The sequence below is a fragment of the Ketobacter sp. GenoA1 genome (genome assembly GCF_003671475.1).
GTDB lineage: Bacteria > Pseudomonadota > Gammaproteobacteria > Pseudomonadales > Ketobacteraceae > Ketobacter.
In genome coordinates this window covers 663,239-683,656 of record NZ_RCHM01000042.1, presented here as the reverse complement: position 1 = coordinate 683,656, position 20,418 = coordinate 663,239, and the positions used below count along the sequence as shown (strand labels likewise).

Genomic DNA, 20,418 nt, shown 5'->3' with positions numbered 1-20,418 from the left:
ACAGAGATGGATGCCTACCAAGTTTGCTCTTGATATAACACCGGAAAGTCTGATCAATAAAGACCTGTCGCCGTCTTACATCCGCATTTTCGCCTATTTTTTGGTAGCCGCCACGATTCTGGCCGCCATACTCAGTTCGGATCTCGACACCAGCCTGTGGTGGGCACCGGTGGTTGCTTTCATCTATCCCTGGATCAGTCACTTTGCCACCTCAGGCTGGCAACGCACTGCCCCTGCCCGGGCCAATGCCTCATTGATCATGCTGGATGCCGCTATCGCCGGCGGTGGCATCGCCCTGTTCCAGTTTGATCCCGCGCTGTCCCTGTTTCTGTTCTTCGTGGTGAGCGCCGGCACCATCACCATTGGCGGTGTCTTTGGCTGGATCATGAGCTGCCTCGCTATTTTGCTGGGTGCAATCATTGGCGTTGCGGTTTTCAAGCTGCAGCAGTTTTCATTGGCCCCTCCCCATGTGGCCACGCTGTCGGTGGGATTACTGAGCCTGACATTCTACGCCACGGCATTGGGTTACTTTTCTTTCAAGCAGGCGCGAACCCTGATGGCCATACAGGACGAACTGAAACGGCGCCAGAAAGAATCCGCCAACCTCTCCCGCAAACTGTCCAAGTACCTGCCGCCCCAGGTATGGGGTTCCATTTTCTCCGGGCAAACCGATGTCAAACTGGAAACCCAGCGTAAAAAACTCACCGTGTTTTTCTCGGACATAAAGGGATTTGCTGAGATATCAGAAGAGCTGCAACCCGAAGCACTGACGGATTTGCTCAACAGCTATTTCACCGAGATGTCCCGCATTGCACTGAAATATGGGGGCACCATCGACAAATTTGTGGGTGACGCCATTCTGATCTTTTTTGGCGACCCTACCTCCCGCGGCCAAAAGCAGGACGCCATCGCCTGCGTTTCCATGGCCCTGGAGATGCGTAAAAAAATGAAATTGCTGCGCCAGCAATGGCGTAAAGAAGGCATCAGCAAACCGCTGCAGGTGCGCATGGGTATCAACACCGGTTACTGCACCGTAGGCAACTTCGGTGCCGAGACGCGCATGGACTACACCATCATCGGGCGCGAGGTGAACCTGGCCAGCCGCCTGGAATCAGTGGCCCAGCCCGGTGAGATTCTGATTGCCGAATCCACCTACAATCTGGTTCGCGATGTCATCATGTGCCGGGATCGCGGGCAGATCAATGTGAAGGGCTTCAGCAAAACCGTCCCGATCTTTGAAATCGTCGATCACCGGAAAGAGTTGGGGGCCACCCAAAGCTTTCTTGAGTGCGAAAAAGACGGCTTTACCCTGTTTGTGGATATCGACAAAATTCGAAATTACGACAAGGACACGGTAGTGGAAGCCTTGGAAGAAGCCGCCAAACGTATCCGCGACAAACTGATCGTGTGACATGAAAAACAACCTGGTTCTCTCGTTCTTAAAGCAAGTTGAAGACCTGGGTAACCGACTACCTCACCCCACCGCCCTGTTTATCTGGTTCAGCCTGTTGGTACTGGTGCTCTCCTGGATCTTATCCATGGCCGGAGTCGGGGCCACCCACCCACTGAATCACACCGAGGTAAGTGTTACCAACCTGCTCAACCAAGCCGGCCTGCACAAAATCCTCACCCAAAGCGTCAGCAACTTCACCCAGTTCGCTCCGGTGGGTACGGTGTTGGTTGCCATGCTTGGTTTGGGCATTGCCGAGAAGTCCGGGCTGCTGGGTGCAGTGCTGAATAAGATGGTGGCAAAAGCCGGCGGCAAAGCATTGTCTGCCATTGTGGTATTTGCCGGCGTCATGAGCAGCCTGGCTGCCGATGCCGGTTATGTGGTGCTGATTCCACTGGCAGGGATGGTGTTTGCCAGCGCCGGTAAACACCCATTGGCGGGCATGGCGGCGGCTTTTGCAGGCGTTTCCGGTGGCTACAGTGCCAACCTGATGATCGGCCCCATTGATGCTGTACTCGCCGGTATATCCACGGAGGCTGCCCACCTTATTGACCGGAACATTGAGGTAAGCGTTGTCGCCAACTACTACTTTATCGTGGCTTCAACACTGTTTATCACCCTCGTCGGCACGCTGGTGACCGAAAAAATAACACTGCCCGCCCTGCCTCGCTGGCAGGAGCCGGCGCCACCGCCCGATGCCACTAGCGGGAGTGCGGCCGGCACGGCAGCATTACGAAATTCCGGCCTGGTGCTGGTGGCATGCCTGCTGCTCATCGCCCTGGGGTTGGTACCGCAGCAGGGCCTGCTAAGAGAGCCCGCCAGCGGTTCCATTACCCAATCACCACTGATGCAGGGTATTGTCACGGTGATTTCGCTGATCGCCGCCCTGTGTGGCATGGCCTATGGCATGACCGTGCGGCGCTACACCAGCAAGGGCAGCATCATCAAAGACATGGAGGATACCTTCGCCACCATGGCAAGCTATCTGGTGCTGATGTTTTTTGCCGCGCAGTTTGTTAATTATTTCGGCTGGTCCAATATGGGTATGGTGCTGGCCATCAACGGCGCCAACTGGCTGCAGGCATTGGCGATTTCACCGGTGCTGTTGCTTTCCATATTTATTCTGATGTCGGCTTTCATCAACCTGCTGGTGGGCAGTGCATCAGCAAAATGGTCACTGCTGGCACCGGTCTTCATCCCCATGTTCATGCTGCTGGGTATCCCCCCGGAAAACGTGCAGGCAGCCTATCGCGTGGGTGATAGCAGCACCAACATCATCACTCCGCTGATGCCGTATTTTGGTGTGGTGGTCGCTTTTATGCAACGCTACAAATCCGATCCGGGTGTGGGCACCATTATGTCGCTGATGTTGCCTTATTCGCTGGTGTTTCTGCTGGGCTGGAGCCTGATGTTCGCCCTGTGGATGTCAGCCGGATTACCCTTGGGGCCAACCTGACACTACTGGCGAATCAGGCGCAGATTGGCCTGCTGCACCGGTTCGCTGGAGCGAACCGGATTGATATCAATACCACCACGGCGGGTATAACGGGCGTACACGGTCAACCGCTCAGGGGCGCACTGACGGCTGATGTCCATAAAAATGCGTTCCACACATTGCTCGTGAAATTCCTGGTTATTGCGAAACGAAATCAGATATTTCAGCAATCCCTCTTCGCAGATCTTGGTGCCCTGATATTCGATCACCACGCTGGCCCAGTCAGGCTGGCCGGTTACCGGACAGCAGGATCGCAAGAGATGGCTGTGATAGGCTTCTGAGGTGTCGCCTTCCAAGGTTAGCAACAGATCGGCATCCACCTCATACACCGCCACGTCCACATCCAGATCATCGATGCATTTGCCCGGCAAGGTAGCCAGGGCGAAACCTCCTGACTGAAACAACGGCGTCAACTCCACGCTTACCGGGGCACCTACTACGTCCGAGACATCCCGCTCGATAATGTGTGCCAACGCTTGCGGTGATTGCACCGGCCATTGATTGAAGGAACCCAGGTAAAGCTTGAATGATTTGGACTCCACGATATTGGGTGAATCGAATGGAACCCGGAGTTCCATCATGGCCACCATGGGTTTGCCCTTTTCGTTCAACCAGGACAGCTCATAGGCATTCCAGATATCCTCTCCATAAAATGGCAGAGGCCCATCATCCACACCAATGGCCTCACGCCCCGCTGCCCTGGCAATTGCATGCAGCTGCGCCGGATCGTATTGGTCAGGATAGGTGCTGGCTACACCCAGTGGCCCGTGCTGTTGCTCAGTCATATCAGCTTCGAATCCCCACTCCGTTCTTTAACAACCAATGTGCCCACACGTACAAGACCACGATAAAGGTCAACACCATGCCAAAGGCAACACCGATGCCAATATCGGAAATGCCGAGAATCCCATAGCGAAAACCATTCACCATATACACGATGGGGTTGATGCGTGACACCCCTTCCCAAAAATCCGGCAACATGCTGATGGAGTAAAAAACACCCCCGAGATAGGTCAGCGGGGTCAGCACAAAGGTCGGCACGATGGAAATGTCATCAAATGATCGGGCGTACACCGCGTTGATGAAGCCACCAAGAGAGAACAGGATGGCCGTCAATACCACCATGCTTATGGTAATCCAGATATTGGTTACACTTAAATGGGCAAAGAACAGTGACAACCCGGTAACAATCGCGCCCACGGCTATGCCACGGGCAACACCTCCCAACACAAAACCGCCGATCACCACATAATTGGGCATGGGTGAAACCAGCATTTCTTCAATACTGCGTTGAAATTTGGTGCTGAAAAAAGACGACACCACATTGGAATAGGAATTGGTGATCACCGACATCATGATTAAACCGGGAACAATGTATTCCATATAAGAGTGCTCACCAATCTGCCCGATACGACGGCCGATCAATTCGCCGAATATGACAAAATACAGCGCTATGGTAATAGCGGGCGGTATCAGAGTCTGCACCCAGATTCGCATAAAGCGCCGTATTTCCTTGCGCACTATGGTGCTGAAGGCATTGAACTGTTGCTGTGAATTCATCTCACTGCTTCCTCTCCACCAACGACACGAACAACTCTTCCAATCGATTGGCTTTATTACGCATACTGGTTACTGAAATACCCTGCGCGCTCAGTTGTTCAAAGATGGCATTCAGTGGCGCGTCTTTGGACACTTCCACCGCCAGGGTATGAGGGTCCAGCAGCTCAACCGCAACCCCCTTCAGGTTGGGCACGGCTTCGATATCCCGGCTCAGATCCAGCAGGAAAGTTTCCCGATCAAGCCGGGCCAGAAACGCTTTCATAGAGCTTTTCTCGATAATACGGCCATGATCTATGATGGCAATACTGCGGCAAAGCTGTTCCGCTTCCTCCAGATAGTGGGTGGTCAGAATAATGGTAGTGCCCCGCTGGTTGAGTTCTTTAAGAAAGCGCCACATCGAACGCCGTAACTCGATATCCACACCGGCGGTGGGCTCATCCAGCACCAGCAACCTGGGTTCGTGCACCAAGGCCCGTGCAATCATCAAACGTCGCTTCATTCCACCGGACAACATACGCGACTGTTCATCGCGCTTCTCCCACAGGTCCAGCAACTTCAGGTATTTCTCGGCACGCTCGCTGGCGGTATGCCGGTCCAGACCGTAGTATCCGGCCTGGGTGCGAACAATATCACCTACCTTCTCAAACTGATTGAAGTTGAATTCCTGGGGCACGATGCCAATGTTCATCTTGGCAGCGGCAAAGTCACGATCAATGTCTTTACCATAGATACTGACGGAGCCGGAGGTTTTATTTACCAGTGAACTGATAATGCCTATCGTAGTGGATTTGCCGGCTCCATTGGGGCCCAGCAGTGCCATAAAGTCTCCGGACTGCACTTCAAAGCTGATGCCTTTCAATGCCTGGAAACCGCCGGAGTAGGTCTTTTTCAAATCTTGAACGATTAACGCGGTGCTCATGAAACCCCTGGTTTGCATAACGGGAGCTTGAAATTGAGAGGGGCATTATACGGAAACCAGGCGCTGCTGCCACCGCCGGAGCCCGGCGGCGACGTTCAATCCACCATCTGGTCCAGGTGCAGGCTGCCGGCTTCGCCGCGCCACAACCAATGGACCTGGCCTTCGTCAAACCACAGGAACGCCCCCTCCAGCATCCAGGGCCAGTGCGCCTCGTCAATATCGGATTCACGGCGCAGGAAATAAATAAAAGACGCCAGAATGGTGTCGTGGGTAACATGAACCGTGAACGTACCCGGCTGCCGTAATGAGGTTTCAATGTGCTGTAACAGTTGTTTCGCGCCCTGCTGTGGTGAAAGCACACCGCGCACCTCATTTTTCAAGTGCTTACGGGCAAAAGCCAGGGGCCCCAGTTTCACGAAGTAAGGCCCCGCCACCGGGAGATCCACCACATAGCTGCCGGGCTCAACCAAGGCCGGGTGGGTTGCCACCGGCAACTCGATACCGGCGCCCTCTGCCATTGCCTCGGCGGTTTTTACACAGCGCCCAACCGGGCTGGAGTGCAGGGCTACAATGGGGCGATTCAGGCACCGCCCCCATTCCCGGGCCAGCTCAATGCCTTCCGGTGTGAGGGGTACATCGTAGCCGGCAAAGCGGTTAGCGGGCTGCTCCCGAATTGAGTGCCGGGTCACCAGAGCCACCGGTACGTGACTGGGTAACTGCTCCAACGATGGAATTAATGCGGGATGCAATTGCATCAATATTTCTGAGTTTTTCAATGCTTTACTGCCTTACTAATCGCTCAATCTCAGGCCCGGTAACCACTATACCAGAATATCCCGTTGACAATACCTGACGTCGAGATGAAAATATGACGAATCGTCACGCTTTGACGGAGCAATCATTTGAACGCCCAATCCAGACGCCAGCGGGAATTTGAACAGCGTGAACTGCTGTTTGTGAATGCCGCCCGGGACATCATCCGCAGCGAGGGCGTATCCGCCCTCACCATGGACAAAATAGCCGAACTAACCGAATACGCGAAAGGCACTGTCTACAAACACTTTACCTGCAAAGAAGATATACTGTGCGCGCTCTGCCTGGACAGCCTTGGTCATATGTACGACCTGTTCCAGCGTGCCCTCACCTGGGAAGGCTGCAGCCGCGAGAAAATCATCTGCATCGGCGTAGGCTACCAGTTATACACCCGGCGCTTTCCCGAAGAATTTGACCTGCTCATTGCCGCCCGCACCAACAACATCCGCGAGAAAGCCTCCCCGGAACGACTGGAGCGCATGGATCAGGTGGATTCGCTGGTGATGAACGCGATCCGTGCCGTAATTCAACTGGCCATCGACAAAGGCGACCTCACATTGAAAAACAACGTGCTGATCGACGACCTGTGCTTTGGCCTCTGGTCGATGAGCTTTGGTTTGCTGGTGCTGGATCACGCCCGCGACATGATCAGCGGGCTGCAGCTCTCCCCCAGCGATGAGCTCATGCTCACCCAAATGACCAACCTGCTGGATGGATATCAGTGGCATCCGCTCAGTTCAGAGCAGGATTATCACGGGGCTTACCAAAGGGCACTTGAGTATCTTGGAACCACTCAGGTAAAAAGTTGAATGCACAGGGCTTAACGCATAGGGCTGAACGCAAAGGAATGATATGGGGACCAACATGAACAACGATTTTACGCATCACGCCATCTCTGTCTGGTTGCTTCGATACCGGCTGCCACTGTTGGTACTGAGCCTGCTGGCCATTGTGGTGGTAGGCATGGGCGCCACCAGACTCTCGGTTAAATCCGACTATAAAATCTTTTTTGAAGCCGACAATCCCCAGTTGGTGGCCAACGAGATGATCCAGGATCGTTTCAGTGCCAGTGATAACGTGTTGCTGGTATTGAACCCGGCCAACGGTGACATTTTTACCCGCGACAACCTGAAGGCCATCGCAGCGTTAACCGAAGCCTGCTGGCAGATCCCCTACTCCCAGCGGGTGGATTCCATTACCAACTTCCAGAACACAGTGGTGGATGGCGATGATCTGATGGTGGAGGATCTGGTGCCGGACGCAGACCGGCTAAGCGCCGACGACATCGCCTGGCGCCGCGACATCGCCACCCATGAGCCGCTGCTGGTACACCGGCTTATATCACCCTCGGGCCATGTCAGCGCCATCAACGTGCAACTGAACATGCCGGAAGATCAAACCCAGGCCATCCCTGAAGTAATGACTAAAGTGCGGGAGATTCGCGCTGAGTTTTCCCGGCAATATCCGGATCTGGAGATCATGATTACCGGTGTGGCCCCCCTCAATAACGCCTTCAACGAAATGAACCAGAAAGACACCGAAACACTGGTGCCGCTGATGTTACTGGTCATCATTGTACTGGTGGGGCTGTTGTTGCGCTCAGTCTCCGGAACCATCATTACCGTTCTGGTGATCGTGTTCAGCGTGGTCATCGCGGTAAGCTCCATGGGCTGGCTGAACATACCCATCAACAACATCAATTTTGCTTCACCGATCATCATCCTGACCCTGGCGGTGGCGGACTGTATCCATCTGCTTTCCACCTATCTGAAAGGTTTACGCCGGGGCCTGCCCCGGGAAACCGCCCTGCTCACCAGCCTGGACGTCAACGTCAAACCCATCTTCCTCACCAGCCTCACCACAGCAATCGGTTTTCTCAGCATGCAGTCCAGTGAATCGCCGCCGTTTCGGGAGCTGGGTGTGGTCTCGGCCATTGGTGTCTTTTTTGCGTTTGTGTTCACACTGACCGTCATGCCGCAACTGATTCTGTGGTTCACGCGCAAGGCCCCCAGGGTAGACACCGAGCGCAGTGCCCAGTTTTCATACCTGGCTGAATTTACCATTCGCCATCCCAGAAAATTGTTTTTCGGCAGCCTGCTGATTGCGCTGTTCTGCATTGCCTTTGTGGGGGAGAACGAGCTCAATGATGATAATTTCGGTTACTTTAAGGAAACATTGGAAGTACGCCGTGCCGCGGATTTTACCGAAGACAATTTAAACGGCGTGAACATTATTGAATATGCTCTGGATTCCGGTGAATCCCAGGGCATTAACGACCCGCAGTTCCTCACTAAAGTGGATGAGTTTGTTCAGTGGTACCGGGCCCAACCCATGGTAACCCACGTATTTACGTTTACCGATACCCTCAAGCGCCTGAATAAGAACATGCATGGCGACGATCCTGAGTATTACCGGTTGCCTGAGAACCGGGAGCACGCCTCACAATACCAACTGCTGTACGAGATGTCCCTGCCCTTCGGCATGGACGTCAACAATCAGGTTGATATGAACAAATCCGCTTTGCGCATCACCGTCAGCATCAAGGACGCCAAAGCCAAGGACATTCTGGCAATGGAGGACCGGGCCCAGGAATGGTTTAAGCAAAATGCCCCGGAACTGGCCGCGGTGGGCGCCAGCCCATCCATCATGTTTGCCACCATCGGGCAGAAAAATATTGAAAGCATGATCAATGGCACCATCATCGCCACCATCATCATTTCAGTGATCCTGGTGATGGCATTGGGTTCCTGGAAACTGGGTGTGCTCAGTATCATTCCCAATGCATTCCCCGCTGCCATTATGCTGGGAATCTGGGGCATGGCCGTTGGCGAGGTGAATCTGGCTGTGGCCGTGGTGTTTGGCATTACCCTGGGTATCGTGGTGGACGACACCGTTCACTTTATGGCGAAATACCTGCGCGGCTACCAGGAACACGGCGATGTCAGGCAGGCCATCCATTACGCCTTTGAGCATGTTGGGGCTGCGCTGGTCACCACCACTATTGTACTGAGCCTGGGCTTTGGTATGCTGGCGCTGTCCGATTTCAACGTGAACGCAATTCTGGGCATTATGGTCTCCATGACCATTATCATCGCACTGGTGTTCGATTTTCTCTTCCTGCCCAGCATGATGATCCTGCTCGCCGGATTTATTCACCCCAAACCCACACCCGGGCAGGTTGCAGCCCCCCACACCGAAACAGAATCCGGGGCTGACGGCAAAGCCCGGGATCAAACACAAGGAATACCCAGTGAAGTGGCTTAGTGCGCTTAGTTTTCTTTTGCTCAGCTCGGTGCTGCCGGCGTCCCCCATTGTTTTGGTGGACGATGGCCAGCGTGAGGTAACACTGCCCGGGCCGGCACAGCGAATTGTCTCCCTGGCGCCTCATATTACCGAAGTGCTGTTTGCCGCCGGTGCCGGCGATCGCATCGTCGGCACCGTCAGTTACAGCGACTTTCCGGAGGCTGCCAAAGCCATACCACTGGTGGGCAGTTACAATCAGGTTAACTTCGAGCGCATCCTGGCCATGAACCCGGACCTGATCATAGGCTGGTATGAGGGGAACAGCGCCGAAACGGTGGAAAAGCTCTCTCTGTTGAAGGTACCTGTGTACATGAGTGACCCCAAAACCATGGACAGCATCAGTCGCAACATCCGCCAGTTTGGCGTGCTCACCGGAACCGAGGCCATCGCCGACCGGGCGGCCGCGCAATACGATGCCCGCAGGGCAGAACTGCAACAGGCCAACGCCAACAAGCCCCCCGTGAAAGTGTTCTACCAGGTATGGGAAGACCCGCTGTACACCCTGGCCGGTGGTCATTTTATTACCGACCTTTACCATCTGTGTGGCGGCGTCAACGTATTTGGGGATCTCAGCGAAGCTTCCCCCATCGTCAGTGTGGAAGCCATTGTCACCCGCAACCCCCAGGTTATGTTAACCGGTGGCCATCACGGCAAGCGCTCCATCGACAACTGGAAGCAAAAGTGGGAAACCTGGGGCAGCATGGACGCGGTAAAACACAATCTGATGTTTTTTGTGGATCAGGATATGTATACCCGATCCACCCCCAGAACCGTGGACGCGGCAGAACATCTGTGCGGTATTCTGGATAAGGCAAGAAAAGTCTACTATCCACAGTGATGAGCGGGGCAGACACCGCCACCCACGCAATAAGCAATAAAAAACCCGCAGCCGGTGCCGACTGCGGGTTTTTGAATGTTTGGAGCGGGAAACGAGACTCGAACTCGCGACCCCAACCTTGGCAAGGTTGTGCTCTACCAACTGAGCTATTCCCGCTTTATGTGGGCGCGAATTTTAAGGAGGCTCCGCCGGGGAGTCAACTTTTTTTTCAGGGGCTGCCCATACCCCGGCGGCAACAGCACCGGTTAAGCGAAGATATACATCATCTATTTGACAATACCGCCGCCAATAACCAAACTACGGCGCCATTTTGGTCATCGCCCCGGTCGTCAGCAGCCCCGCTGCCCACCGCCGCAGGGCCCGCCGATTCAATCAAAGCTTGAAGAGCAACAGATACTTATGAGTGAAAGCCGCAAGACAGTAGGATTCATCTCCCTGGGGTGCCCCAAAGCACTGGTGGATTCAGAGCGCATCCTGACCCAATTGAAAATCGATGGTTATGACATTGTGCCCAGCTACGACGATGCCGATGTGGTAGTGGTCAATACCTGTGGCTTCATCGACGATGCCAAACGGGAGTCACTGGAAGCCATCGGCGAGGCGCTGCAGGAGAACGGCAAAGTCATCGTCACCGGCTGTATGGGCGGCGATGCTGAACAGATCACTGCCATCCACCCTCAGGTATTGAGCGTTACCGGCCCCCAGGCGTACGAAGAGGTGGTGGGTGCGGTCCATAAGTACGTCCCCCAGAGCAAAACCCATGATCCCTTCACCGATCTGGTGCCAGCCCAGGGGATCAAGCTCACACCCCGCCACTATGCCTATCTGAAAATCTCCGAAGGCTGCAACCACCGCTGCACATTCTGCATCATTCCCTCCCTGCGCGGGGATCTGGTGAGCCGTCCGGTGGGCGATGTCATGGACGAGGCCGAGCGCCTGGTTAAGGCCGGGGTCCAGGAGCTGCTGATCATCTCACAAGACACCAGTGCCTATGGGGTGGATACCCGCTACCAAACCGGATTCTGGCAGGGGCGCCCCCTCAAAACCCGCATGAAAGAGCTGTGCGAAGCCCTCTCCAGCTTCGGTATCTGGGTACGCCTGCACTACGTTTACCCCTACCCTCACGTGGATGAGATTATTCCAATGATGGCGCAAGGCAAGATTCTCCCGTATCTGGACATCCCCTTCCAGCACGCCAGCCCATCGGTTCTGAAAGCCATGAAACGCCCCGCTCATGCGGAAAACACCCTGGAACGGATTCGAAAATGGCGGGAAATATGCCCCGATATCACCTTGCGCAGTACCTTCATTGTGGGTTTCCCCGGTGAAACCGAGGCCGATTTCCAGATCCTGCTGGACTGGCTGGAGCAGGCGCAGCTGGATCGGGTGGGCTGTTTCAAATATTCCGCCGTGGAGGGCGCCACCGCCAACCAGCTGGAAGGCGCGGTACCTGAAGAGATCAAACAGCAGCGTTACGAACGTTTTATGGCCGTCCAGGCCCGGATTTCCGCTGCTCGACTGCAAGCCAAAATCGGATCCATCCTGGATGTCATTATTGACGAGGTGGATGAGGAAGGCGCCATAGGCCGCACCGCAGCGGACGCGCCGGAGATAGACGGGTTGGTGTTTCTGAACGGCGAAACGGAACTGGTGCCGGGGGACAGGGTGACCGCCAGGATCTTCCAGGCGGACGAGCACGATTTATGGGCGGAACTGGCCCACCCGGAGGATTAGAACAGGGTTAATCAGGTTAATGCTTCCCCAACACATTGATGAGAATGGTCAGCACCACACTGATGATGATCATAGATGTGATGGGGAAGTAAGCACTGCCGCGTTCAGTTTGCCAACGCAAATCCCCCGGCAGCTTACCAAACCAGCCCAGTAAACCCGGTGCATAAACCAGTACCACACCCACCACGGCGATAGCTATACCCAGAATTATCAATAACTTACTCATACTCCTCCAATCCTGCACCGACATTGCGCAATTTAGTAAGAACATTCTAATTTTTGACACTATCATGGCGCCATTCATTATCAATCCCAATAGCGTTTGGTACGAGGAAACACCATGATTCAAGATAAAGTCAAAGTTCAGTTGGACCAGCTGAAAAAGCAAAGTGAAAAGCTACAGGCTGAATTAGGCAAGGGCTTGGAAGTCGCAAAATTGGAAGGCCAGCGCATTCTGAAGGAACTGGGTGTGGAAGCCGATGATAAAATCGAATTAAACGAACTGCTGGCTGAATTGCGCAAAGCCAATCCCACGGTGCGGGATTTTTTGCGTAACCTCAATGTTGCCACCTACGATAACCGGTTCCGCTTTAATTGGAACGCCACCATGATCTCAGCCTACGCCAAGCAGCAGGCTGAAAAAGCCTATGCCAAAGACCTGAAACCGCGCCTGGCGGAAGTACGCGACACGGTCAGCGCGCAGTTACGCGAAGTACAGAGCAAGACTCAGGAACTGCGGGCAAAGATCACCGCCTGATCAACACACTTTCTTCTCCTGCGTATATTTTACGTATGTTTAGCCCCCGAACACCGGGGGCTCTTTGTTGGTCCCCCACTCTTCCACCCCACCCCGGCCTACCAAAATGGTGACAATCCCCGGGGGCTGCTACACTGGATGATCAACGTACCCCTCCATCTTCACTGACTAAGCAAACCAGCGGATATGCAAGGTCTCGATCACGACACACCCCGGCCATTTGATCCACTGCTCACTGCCGTGGACCCCGAAGAAAAAACCGAGGACGCCGTCAAACGGGCGCCCAGCCGGGTGCGCTGCAAAGCCTGCCTGAACGTACTCACCAGCAACGAACACCTGACCCCAATCGCCGGAGAAACCTGTCATTTTTTCACCAATCCTGCCGGTGTCGGCTTTGACCTGCAAACCTATTTGCACGCAGAGGGGGTCACGGTGGGTGGCAAAGCAACCGATTATTTCAGCTGGTTTGAAGGCTTCGCCTGGCAACACGGATTTTGTAACCGTTGTCATCAGCACATTGGTTGGTACTTCAGTTGTGAAGGCAGCAGCGGATTCTACGCCCTCATCGTGGACCGGATGTTGCTGGATTAGTTAACCCAGTTCATCCAGGGTCAGGCGGAAACTGGGCAGGAACTTCTCCATGAAATACGCCACTTCAGGCAAATCATAGCTCTGCAGCATACCCTCAACCCGTTCCTTGGCCACCTGAAATTCATGATTGTTCGAGTCCACTTCGTGGATACATTTAATGTAAGCCGATAACACATCCGCGGCCTTCAGCAGCCTGCGCGTATCCTCCGGCAACAGATGATCCTGTATCAAAGGTGAATACTCATCCTGCAACTCATTGGGCAACATGGTGAGCAGCTTGGTCTTGGCAGCTTTCTCCACATCTTTGTAGGCTTCTGCAATAGTGGGATTGAAATACTTGATGGGCCCCGGCAGGTCGCCGGTCAATACCTCGGATGCATCGTGGTACAGGGCAATCACGGCAATTTCGTTGGCATCCAGGTCACCGCCGTAAACCCGGTTGCGAATCAACGCCAGGGCATGGGCGATGGTGGCCACGTCAAAACTGTGCTCCTTCACATTCTCATTTTCCACATTGCGCTTTAAGCCCCAGCGCAGGATGTATTTCAGTTTGGAAACGTAAGCGAAAAAGTGATGCACAATGCCCCCGGTGTCTAACGTGTTTGAATTCAGCAAGCTGTCGAGAACGTAAAACGGCCCGCGATACGGGCCGCCCAAACGAACTCCGTTTACAGATTAGCTTCTGCGTACTCAGCCAGCAAGGAACGGGGAATCCCATTCAAGCGCAGACTACTGCTGTGCCTGAAGCCCTTGAAGCGCTCTGTCATGTAGGTCAGGCCAGAGCTGATGGGGCTCAGGTAGGGTGTATCTATCTGAGCCAGATTCCCCAGACAGATTACCTTACTGCCCTCCCCGGCACGAGTAATGATTGCCTTCATCTGATGGGGGGTCAGATTCTGCGACTCGTCGATCAGGATCAGGCTGCGCTGGAAGCTACGGCCCCGGATATAATTGAGTGCCTTGAATTGAATATTGGCTTTGGACTTAACGTATTCAATGCTGCCTTGCGGGCTCTCATCCTGGATGTGCAATGCCTCAATGTTGTCCGTAATGGCACCCAGCCAGGGGTCCATTTTTTCCTCCTCGGTACCGGGGAGAAAGCCATGATCCTCAGCCAAAGGCGGCGTGGACCGGGTCACAATGATCTTGTTGTATTGCTTGTTCGCCACCGTCATCTCAATGGCTGCAGCCAGTGCCAGTATGGTCTTGCCTGAGCCTGCCGGGCCGGTAAGGTTCACCAGATGAATATCATTGTCCAGCAATGCGTGCAGCGCCATTGCCTGATAAATATTGCGAGGCTGTAAGCCCCAGGCGGACAAATGCATGAGCGATTCGCGCTTGATATGTTTGATCAGCACGTGCTCATCGGTAACCTCCTCAATCCTGGCCAGAAACTCCTGATCGTCCAGAATGTACTGATTGAGATACAGCTGGCCTTCAAACACATCCCGCGCCAATGAATGGTAGGTCCCGTTTTCCCGCTGAATGGTATCCACATGCGACACACGATCCCAGAACGACCCCTCGAATTCGTGGTAACCGGTGGTGAGTTGCTTCACATCCGAAATGAGCTGATCGTTATGATAATCCTCGGCATGGATACAACAACCGCGGGCCTTAAGCCGCATGTTGATATCCTTGGTGACCAGAATAAAGTTGTACTCCGGGTTTTCCAGCTGCATCTGCACAACCCGATTAATGATTTTGTTGTCATTGTTATCATTGGGCAGGCAGGCTTCCGGCGGTTCTCCGGTTTTATTCATCATGATCGCCAGCTTACCCAGATGACTGGTGCCGTTGTCACGGGGAATCGGCACCCCTCGCTGCAGGCGTTCGGTGGGGTTATCGGCAATAACATTGTCGATCAACCGGATCGCCGAGCGGCAATCCGCCGCGATGGATTTGTGTCCGTTTTTCAGTTTATCGAGTTCTTCCAAGACCGTGATGGGGATGACAACCAGATGTTCATCAAAATTGAGAATTGAATTTGGATCATGAATTAAAACGTTGGTATCGATTACATAAGCTTTCTTGGTACTTTCTGCTGCGCTGCTCATTCGCGTTCCTCAAGAAGAATGATTAGTAGTAACCGGCTCCCAAAGCCGTGGTGCTTTCTTCTTCCTACCTCCCTTCTAAAAAATCCCGGAAATAAAATGGAAAGGTTTGAGGTCTTGAATTCCCTTGTTGTTCTCCTTGAGGATATTTGCGGAACAAGGGTTCCCGCGCTTCATGATTTCTGCTTTAATTTATCTAGAATGTAGAACATAAATTCAATGTCAGGCAAACATTTTTTGTGCTAAGTTGTTGATTTACTTGGCAGATGCCTTTCTCTCTCTGTTGTTTTACCCCTCCCCTGTGACACTGCTATGACCCTTTGGTTAAATCTTTGATATACCCAGTTGAGTTAAATCAGGTGACTTTTATCACTAATCGTGTTTGCTCATCGAACATCCAGCGCTTTATACTCAACACGCGGATCAATCGGTGACAGATTCCCGCTGATTGTGTGTACCTGAACGGCTAACCCAGCGAGCCCTCCTAATGACAACAAGAACGCATGGACCTACGCACAAACTCTTGTTAATCAGTGAAAGTCAGCACGCCCTCAACGGGCTGAACGGTTTTGTGAATTCTCAAGGCTACAGCTGCATTATTGCAGACAGCTGTACTGCCGCCATCGAAACCATCAAAAGGTCGAATTTCGATCTGGTCATCCTGATGGCCAACTCGGGCCCCCAGCCCTGGCGCGATCTGCTTTACTTTATCAAAGAGCGCCGGGAGCAATTGCCTGTGATTGCGCTGAGCGATTCCAGGCATTTCGCCGAGTTCTCCAGCTTGCTGCACACACCGTCCATTTATTTGCTGACCACCCCCTATAACCCGCTGGAGCTGGATAAAACCATCAAAGATGCCCTGGAGCAGAGACGAATCAGCTTTGAGTTCAACACGCTCCAGGAACGCATCAAACAGTCCGAAAAGATGCACCGGTTTCTGGTCAATCACTCCCCTGATATTATTTACATCCTGAATGAACGCGGCGAAATCAACTTTATCAACGACCGTGTGGAATCATTACTGAATGTGAGCAAGGATGAACTGATCGGAAAACATTTCAGTACACTGATGAGCGATGAAGAATGTAAGCAGCATCCTTTTGTATTTAATGAGCGTCGGGCCGTTAAACGTTTGGAACAACGGGCTGAACTGCATCTGCGCAAACGCCTGGGACAGGATGTAAATGGGGCGCTCACGACACTGTCCATGCCCTTTGAAATCAGCGCCATGGGCATCTATGAAATAGAGCGACGCAGCAGCAAACCCCAGTTTCGCGGCACCTATGGTATCGCCCGGGACATTACCGATCGCAAGCAGGCGGAATCCCTGATGCGTTTTCAGGCTTACCATGACCTGCTGACCGGGCTGCCGAACCGCACCCTGTTCCGGGACAGACTGTCTCTGGCCATATCCCACAGCAAGCGCAACGGCTCCAAGGTTGCAGTCATGTTCGTGGATCTGGATCGATTTAAGCTGATTAACGATTCCCTCGGGCATTCCATAGGGGATCAATTAATCCAGGCGGTGGCACGGCGCATCAGCGAAAGCCTGCGTGAGGGGGACACATTATCCCGCTTTGGTGGTGATGAATTTACATTGCTCCTGCCCAACATTCACAGCCAGGAAGACGCATCCATCATCGCCCGCAAGATACTCAATGAACTGAAACAGCCTTTCTTTATTGAACAGCATGAACTGTACGCCAGTGGCTCCATCGGCATTGCCATGTATCCGGATCATGGCGAACAACTGGATCAACTTATCCAGAATGCCGATATTGCCATGTATTACATCAAGGCAAACGGCAAAAACAGCTTCCGCTTTTTCAGTGAGAAAATGAACCTGGCTTACGTGGAACGGCTCAATACAGAGCAGGACCTGCGACAATGCATTGAAGGCGAACAGCTTTTTCTTGAATACCAGCCTATTTTCAATATGCAAACCTCTGCCGTGTATGCCCTTGAAGCCTACATTCGCTGGAACCATCCCACCCGGGGTGTGCTGATTCCGGGTGATTTCCTGAACGTTGCAGAAGAAACCGGCATCATCATTGAGCTGGGGACCTGGGTTATCAATCGCGTCTGTGCGGATCTGGAGGAATGGGCCAACCCGATTCTGACCATTGCGGTGAACTTCTCCCCCAGGCAGGTTGAAGATCCGGATTTTGAGAACATGTTAATGAGCGCGGTGAAAGCCCATAACGTATCCCCCCATCAAATTGAGCTGGAAATCACGGAGGATCTTCTGGTAGGTGATATTGCACTGATCACCACCAAACTCAAGCGCTTGAGCCGCTTGGGATTTTCCATTTCAGTGGATGATTTCGGGACCGGATACTCTTCGCTCAGCTGCCTGCACCGCCTGCCGATCAACACCATAAAGTTACACGAGTCCTTTCTCCGCCACATCAACAATCAGTACCAAAGCGGTGACGCCTGTATTGTCAGCGCCATCAGCGCCATGGCGACCGGTCTGAACGTCAACCTGGTAGCCGAGGGTGTGGAAACCTCGCAGCAAAAAGACTATCTGATGAACCTGGGCTGTCACACCATGCAGGGGCGGCTTTTTCAGGGGCCGGTCTCCAGCCTGGAAGCCCGGCATATTGTTGTCGCCCCCGTTCTGACAGAGTAAGCCACATTCACGGCCAAAATCTGATTTCGATCATACCCCATAGGACTGATATCGGGCATAGTGTGCGGATAAGATGACTTGCAGGGATTTATTACAATGACAATAGCAATCCATCATACCCAGGTAGAAGACTGCGTAGATGATATTCTCAAAATCATTGGTAACGACATCCGCATCGGCTTACCCCTTGGTTTGGGAAAACCTCCGGAGCTGATCAACGCACTCTACCAGCGTGCGAAAGCGGATCCAAGTATCCGGTTGCTGATTGCCACCGCGCTCTCTCTGGAAGTTCCCGATCCCGGCACCGGTCTGCAAAAACGTTTTCTCGGCCCCTTTATGGAGCGGATTTTCGGTAACTACCCGGGGCTGGACTACATGCGTGATCTGCGTGCCGGAAAGGTGCCGGACAACATTGAGATTCATGAGTTCTTCTTTAAGTCGGGAGCCATGCTGAACAACGACCTGGCCCAGCAGAACTACATCAGCACAAACTACACCCATTCGGTCAGGGATCTGCTGGCACTGGATATCAATGTTATAGCCCAGCTGCTGGCGCATCGGGTGGAAGACGGTAAAGACCGCTATAGCATGAGTTGCAACCCTGAAACCACTCGCGACCTGCTACCGGCACTGCAAGCCCGAAAAAAGCAGGGTGAACCCATCCTCATCATCGGCCAGGTAAACGAAAATCTACCTTTCATGGAAAACGATGCCCTGATCGAGGAAGACTGCTTTGATATGGTGGTCAATAACAAGGCGTATTATTCAACGCTGTTCGCGCCACCCAACATGCCGGTCAGCACCATCGATCATATGATCGGCCTCTATGCCAGCACCCTGATCGCCGATGGGGGTACTCTGCAAATCGGCATTGGATCACTGGGCGATGCGATCGTTTACGGTTGTGAAATCCGTCACCAGCAGAACGATGCCTATAATGGCGTGCTGAAGGATCTGAATATCCTGGATAAATTCGGCAACACCATCCATAAGCTGGGTGGCACCGGCACATTTGAGCAGGGCCTGTATGGCAACAGCGAAATGTTTGTGGATGGATTCTACTATCTGATCAAGACGGATATTCTGCGTCGCAGGGTGTTCGATCATGAAGGCATTCAACGGCTGCTTAACGAAAGCAAGATTAACACCGATGTCTCTATTGAAACTCTGGATGCCCTGATTGACGGGGGTTATATTCAGCCCGTCCTGACCCGCGAGGATGTCGACACCCTAGTGCACTTCGGCCTGTTCAAACCCGGTACCAAACTGGATAACGATGCCTTGGTTACCCCTCAGGGTGAGCATGTCTCGGCGGCAGTGGATCAATCACGGGATATTATCATCAGCCAGTGCCTGGGCCATAGTTTACAACACGGCCGCATCATGCATGGGGGATTTTTCCTCGGCCCGAAATCATTCTATGACGGTTTAAAAAACCTCGATGAAGATACCCTGCGGGCCATCAACATGACCAATATCAGTTATGTCAATCAACTGTATGGCAGTGAAACGCTGAAACGACTGCAACGCAAAAAGGCACGCTTTATCAATACGGTCTTTATGGCCCATGCTTTGGGTGCTGCCACCTCTGACGGGCTGGAAAGCGGCAGAGTGGTGAGCGGCGTGGGTGGTCAGTATAATTTTGTGGCCCAGGCCCACGAGCTGGAAGACGGCCGCTCTATTCTGATGCTGAAAAGTACCCGCGACAAAAATGGCGTTACCCAATCCAACATCGTTTGGAACTACGGTCACATTACCATTCCACGCCACCTGAGGGATGTTTACGTAACGGAATACGGCATTGCGGATGTGCGAGGCAAATGTGATAAAGAGGTGGTGGCAGCCATGCTCAACATCGCGGATTCCCGTTTCCAGCCTGAACTCATGGCCAAAGCCAAGCAAGCCGGTAAGTTACCCGGGGATTATCAGATACCAGAGCAGTTTCGCAATAACTACCCGGAGCAGCTGGAAGCTGTATTGGCACCCTATCGCGCCAAGGGAATGTTTCCGGCGTTTCCCTGCGGCACTGATTTCACCACCGAGGAACTGGTGGTGGCCCGTTGCCTGAAAGCAATGAAAGCCAAAACCGAGAAAAAATCCACCATCGCCAAGGCGCTGATAAAAGTGCTGCAGAACCCGGCCACACCGGAGCAGCACCTGCCATACCTGGCCCGGGTACAATTGGATAACCCCAACAACCTGGAAGACAAAATTGCTCGTGTGCTGATGATGGATGAATTGGAGCAGGTATTAAACTAGATGCCATGGCCGG

The 20,418-nt window shown here is 53.3% G+C and carries 17 protein-coding genes and 1 tRNA gene; 10 read left to right on the top strand and 8 right to left on the bottom strand.

The features are described 5' to 3' along the window. Positions 1-10 precede the first annotated feature (10 nt). Together D9N13_RS17210 and D9N13_RS17205 are read left to right on the top strand one after the other, a co-directional pair. Entirely contained in the window at positions 11-1,411 is a 1,401-nt protein-coding gene (locus D9N13_RS17210; RefSeq protein WP_290592571.1) for an adenylate/guanylate cyclase domain-containing protein, read from the top strand. Between the two features lies 1 nt (position 1,412). Continuing rightward, complete coding sequence (locus tag D9N13_RS17205) at positions 1,413-2,906, top strand: AbgT family transporter (RefSeq protein ID WP_286748094.1); 1,494 nt, start codon at positions 1,413-1,415, stop codon at positions 2,904-2,906. Between the two features lie 2 nt (positions 2,907-2,908). Here the strand turns inward: D9N13_RS17205 and queF are convergent, their stop codons facing one another. From queF to D9N13_RS17185, 4 genes are all read right to left on the bottom strand, one after another. Continuing rightward, complete coding sequence (gene queF / locus D9N13_RS17200) at positions 2,909-3,730, bottom strand: NADPH-dependent 7-cyano-7-deazaguanine reductase QueF (RefSeq protein WP_290592568.1); 822 nt, start codon at positions 3,728-3,730, stop codon at positions 2,909-2,911. Position 3,731: 1 nt separating this feature from the next. Then, positions 3,732-4,505: an ABC transporter permease gene (locus D9N13_RS17195; RefSeq protein WP_290592566.1), complete on the bottom strand. Its 774-nt coding sequence runs from the start codon at positions 4,503-4,505 to the stop codon at positions 3,732-3,734. Between the two features lies 1 nt (position 4,506). Next, positions 4,507-5,424, bottom strand: coding sequence for an ABC transporter ATP-binding protein (locus tag D9N13_RS17190; RefSeq protein ID WP_290592564.1), 918 nt, complete (start codon positions 5,422-5,424; stop codon positions 4,507-4,509). 95 nt (positions 5,425-5,519) lie between these two features. Then, entirely contained in the window at positions 5,520-6,179 is a 660-nt protein-coding gene (locus D9N13_RS17185) for a histidine phosphatase family protein (protein WP_290592562.1), read from the bottom strand. Positions 6,180-6,326: 147 nt separating this feature from the next. Between D9N13_RS17185 and D9N13_RS17180 the strand changes: the two genes are divergently transcribed. The 3 genes from D9N13_RS17180 to D9N13_RS17170 are packed head-to-tail and all read left to right on the top strand — an operon-like array spanning position 6,327 to position 10,378. Beyond that, positions 6,327-7,046, top strand: coding sequence for a TetR/AcrR family transcriptional regulator (locus D9N13_RS17180; protein ID WP_290592560.1), 720 nt, complete (start codon positions 6,327-6,329; stop codon positions 7,044-7,046). A gap of 55 nt (positions 7,047-7,101) precedes the next feature. Beyond that, on the top strand, positions 7,102-9,501 hold the full coding sequence (locus D9N13_RS17175) for an efflux RND transporter permease subunit (protein WP_290592558.1): 2,400 nt from the start codon (positions 7,102-7,104) through the stop codon (positions 9,499-9,501). Further along, positions 9,488-10,378 carry a cobalamin-binding protein gene (locus D9N13_RS17170; protein WP_290592556.1) on the top strand — a complete coding sequence of 297 codons (891 nt, stop codon included), beginning with the start codon at positions 9,488-9,490 and terminating at the stop codon, positions 10,376-10,378. Before D9N13_RS17175 ends, D9N13_RS17170 begins: the two co-directional genes overlap by 14 nt. An 80-nt stretch (positions 10,379-10,458) precedes the next feature. Here the strand turns inward: D9N13_RS17170 and D9N13_RS17165 are convergent. Beyond that, a tRNA-Gly gene (locus D9N13_RS17165) sits at positions 10,459-10,534 on the bottom strand. 243 nt (positions 10,535-10,777) lie between these two features. Here D9N13_RS17165 and rimO point away from each other — a divergent pair. Further along, positions 10,778-12,112 (top strand): 30S ribosomal protein S12 methylthiotransferase RimO, encoded by a 1,335-nt coding sequence (rimO, locus tag D9N13_RS17160; RefSeq protein ID WP_290592554.1) that lies wholly within the window; start codon positions 10,778-10,780, stop codon positions 12,110-12,112. Positions 12,113-12,128: 16 nt separating this feature from the next. On the opposite strand, the gene D9N13_RS17155 is transcribed toward rimO, so the two are convergent. Further along, positions 12,129-12,338 carry a DUF2905 domain-containing protein gene (locus tag D9N13_RS17155; protein WP_290592552.1) on the bottom strand — a complete coding sequence of 70 codons (210 nt, stop codon included), beginning with the start codon at positions 12,336-12,338 and terminating at the stop codon, positions 12,129-12,131. Between the two features lie 114 nt (positions 12,339-12,452). Between D9N13_RS17155 and D9N13_RS17150 the strand changes: the two genes are divergently transcribed. Both D9N13_RS17150 and D9N13_RS17145 read left to right on the top strand, forming a co-directional pair. Then, a complete protein-coding gene (locus tag D9N13_RS17150; protein WP_290592550.1) occupies positions 12,453-12,869 on the top strand; it encodes a hypothetical protein in 417 nt (138 codons plus the stop codon). 186 nt (positions 12,870-13,055) lie between these two features. Further along, positions 13,056-13,460: a cereblon family protein gene (locus D9N13_RS17145; RefSeq protein ID WP_290592548.1), complete on the top strand. Its 405-nt coding sequence runs from the start codon at positions 13,056-13,058 to the stop codon at positions 13,458-13,460. Here D9N13_RS17145 and yfbR read toward each other — a convergent pair whose 3' ends face one another. Together yfbR and D9N13_RS17135 are read right to left on the bottom strand one after the other, a co-directional pair. Further along, positions 13,461-14,117 carry a 5'-deoxynucleotidase gene (gene yfbR / locus D9N13_RS17140; RefSeq protein WP_290592547.1) on the bottom strand — a complete coding sequence of 219 codons (657 nt, stop codon included), beginning with the start codon at positions 14,115-14,117 and terminating at the stop codon, positions 13,461-13,463. Positions 14,118-14,128: 11 nt separating this feature from the next. Further along, positions 14,129-15,517 carry a PhoH family protein gene (locus D9N13_RS17135; protein ID WP_290592545.1) on the bottom strand — a complete coding sequence of 463 codons (1,389 nt, stop codon included), beginning with the start codon at positions 15,515-15,517 and terminating at the stop codon, positions 14,129-14,131. Between the two features lie 484 nt (positions 15,518-16,001). Here D9N13_RS17135 and D9N13_RS17130 point away from each other — a divergent pair, with 484 nt between their 5' ends. Both D9N13_RS17130 and D9N13_RS17125 read left to right on the top strand, forming a co-directional pair. Beyond that, positions 16,002-18,146, top strand: coding sequence for an EAL domain-containing protein (locus tag D9N13_RS17130; protein ID WP_290592543.1), 2,145 nt, complete (start codon positions 16,002-16,004; stop codon positions 18,144-18,146). A gap of 96 nt (positions 18,147-18,242) precedes the next feature. After that, positions 18,243-20,405, top strand: coding sequence for an acetyl-CoA hydrolase/transferase C-terminal domain-containing protein (locus tag D9N13_RS17125; RefSeq protein ID WP_290592541.1), 2,163 nt, complete (start codon positions 18,243-18,245; stop codon positions 20,403-20,405). The last annotated feature ends 13 nt before the right edge of the window (positions 20,406-20,418 follow it).

Coding starts and splice junctions, on each gene's coding strand:
- D9N13_RS17210 (WP_290592571.1), top strand. CDS start 11: ATGCCTACCAAGTTTGCTCTTGATATAACACCGGAAAGTCTGATCAAT.
- D9N13_RS17205 (WP_286748094.1), top strand. CDS start 1,413: ATGAAAAACAACCTGGTTCTCTCGTTCTTAAAGCAAGTTGAAGACCTG.
- queF (WP_290592568.1), bottom strand. CDS start 3,730: ATGACTGAGCAACAGCACGGGCCACTGGGTGTAGCCAGCACCTATCCT.
- D9N13_RS17195 (WP_290592566.1), bottom strand. CDS start 4,505: ATGAATTCACAGCAACAGTTCAATGCCTTCAGCACCATAGTGCGCAAG.
- D9N13_RS17190 (WP_290592564.1), bottom strand. CDS start 5,424: ATGAGCACCGCGTTAATCGTTCAAGATTTGAAAAAGACCTACTCCGGC.
- D9N13_RS17185 (WP_290592562.1), bottom strand. CDS start 6,179: ATGCAATTGCATCCCGCATTAATTCCATCGTTGGAGCAGTTACCCAGT.
- D9N13_RS17175 (WP_290592558.1), top strand. CDS start 7,102: ATGAACAACGATTTTACGCATCACGCCATCTCTGTCTGGTTGCTTCGA.
- rimO (WP_290592554.1), top strand. CDS start 10,778: ATGAGTGAAAGCCGCAAGACAGTAGGATTCATCTCCCTGGGGTGCCCC.
- D9N13_RS17155 (WP_290592552.1), bottom strand. CDS start 12,338: ATGAGTAAGTTATTGATAATTCTGGGTATAGCTATCGCCGTGGTGGGT.
- D9N13_RS17150 (WP_290592550.1), top strand. CDS start 12,453: ATGATTCAAGATAAAGTCAAAGTTCAGTTGGACCAGCTGAAAAAGCAA.
- D9N13_RS17145 (WP_290592548.1), top strand. CDS start 13,056: ATGCAAGGTCTCGATCACGACACACCCCGGCCATTTGATCCACTGCTC.
- D9N13_RS17135 (WP_290592545.1), bottom strand. CDS start 15,517: ATGAGCAGCGCAGCAGAAAGTACCAAGAAAGCTTATGTAATCGATACC.
- D9N13_RS17130 (WP_290592543.1), top strand. CDS start 16,002: ATGACAACAAGAACGCATGGACCTACGCACAAACTCTTGTTAATCAGT.
- D9N13_RS17125 (WP_290592541.1), top strand. CDS start 18,243: ATGACAATAGCAATCCATCATACCCAGGTAGAAGACTGCGTAGATGAT.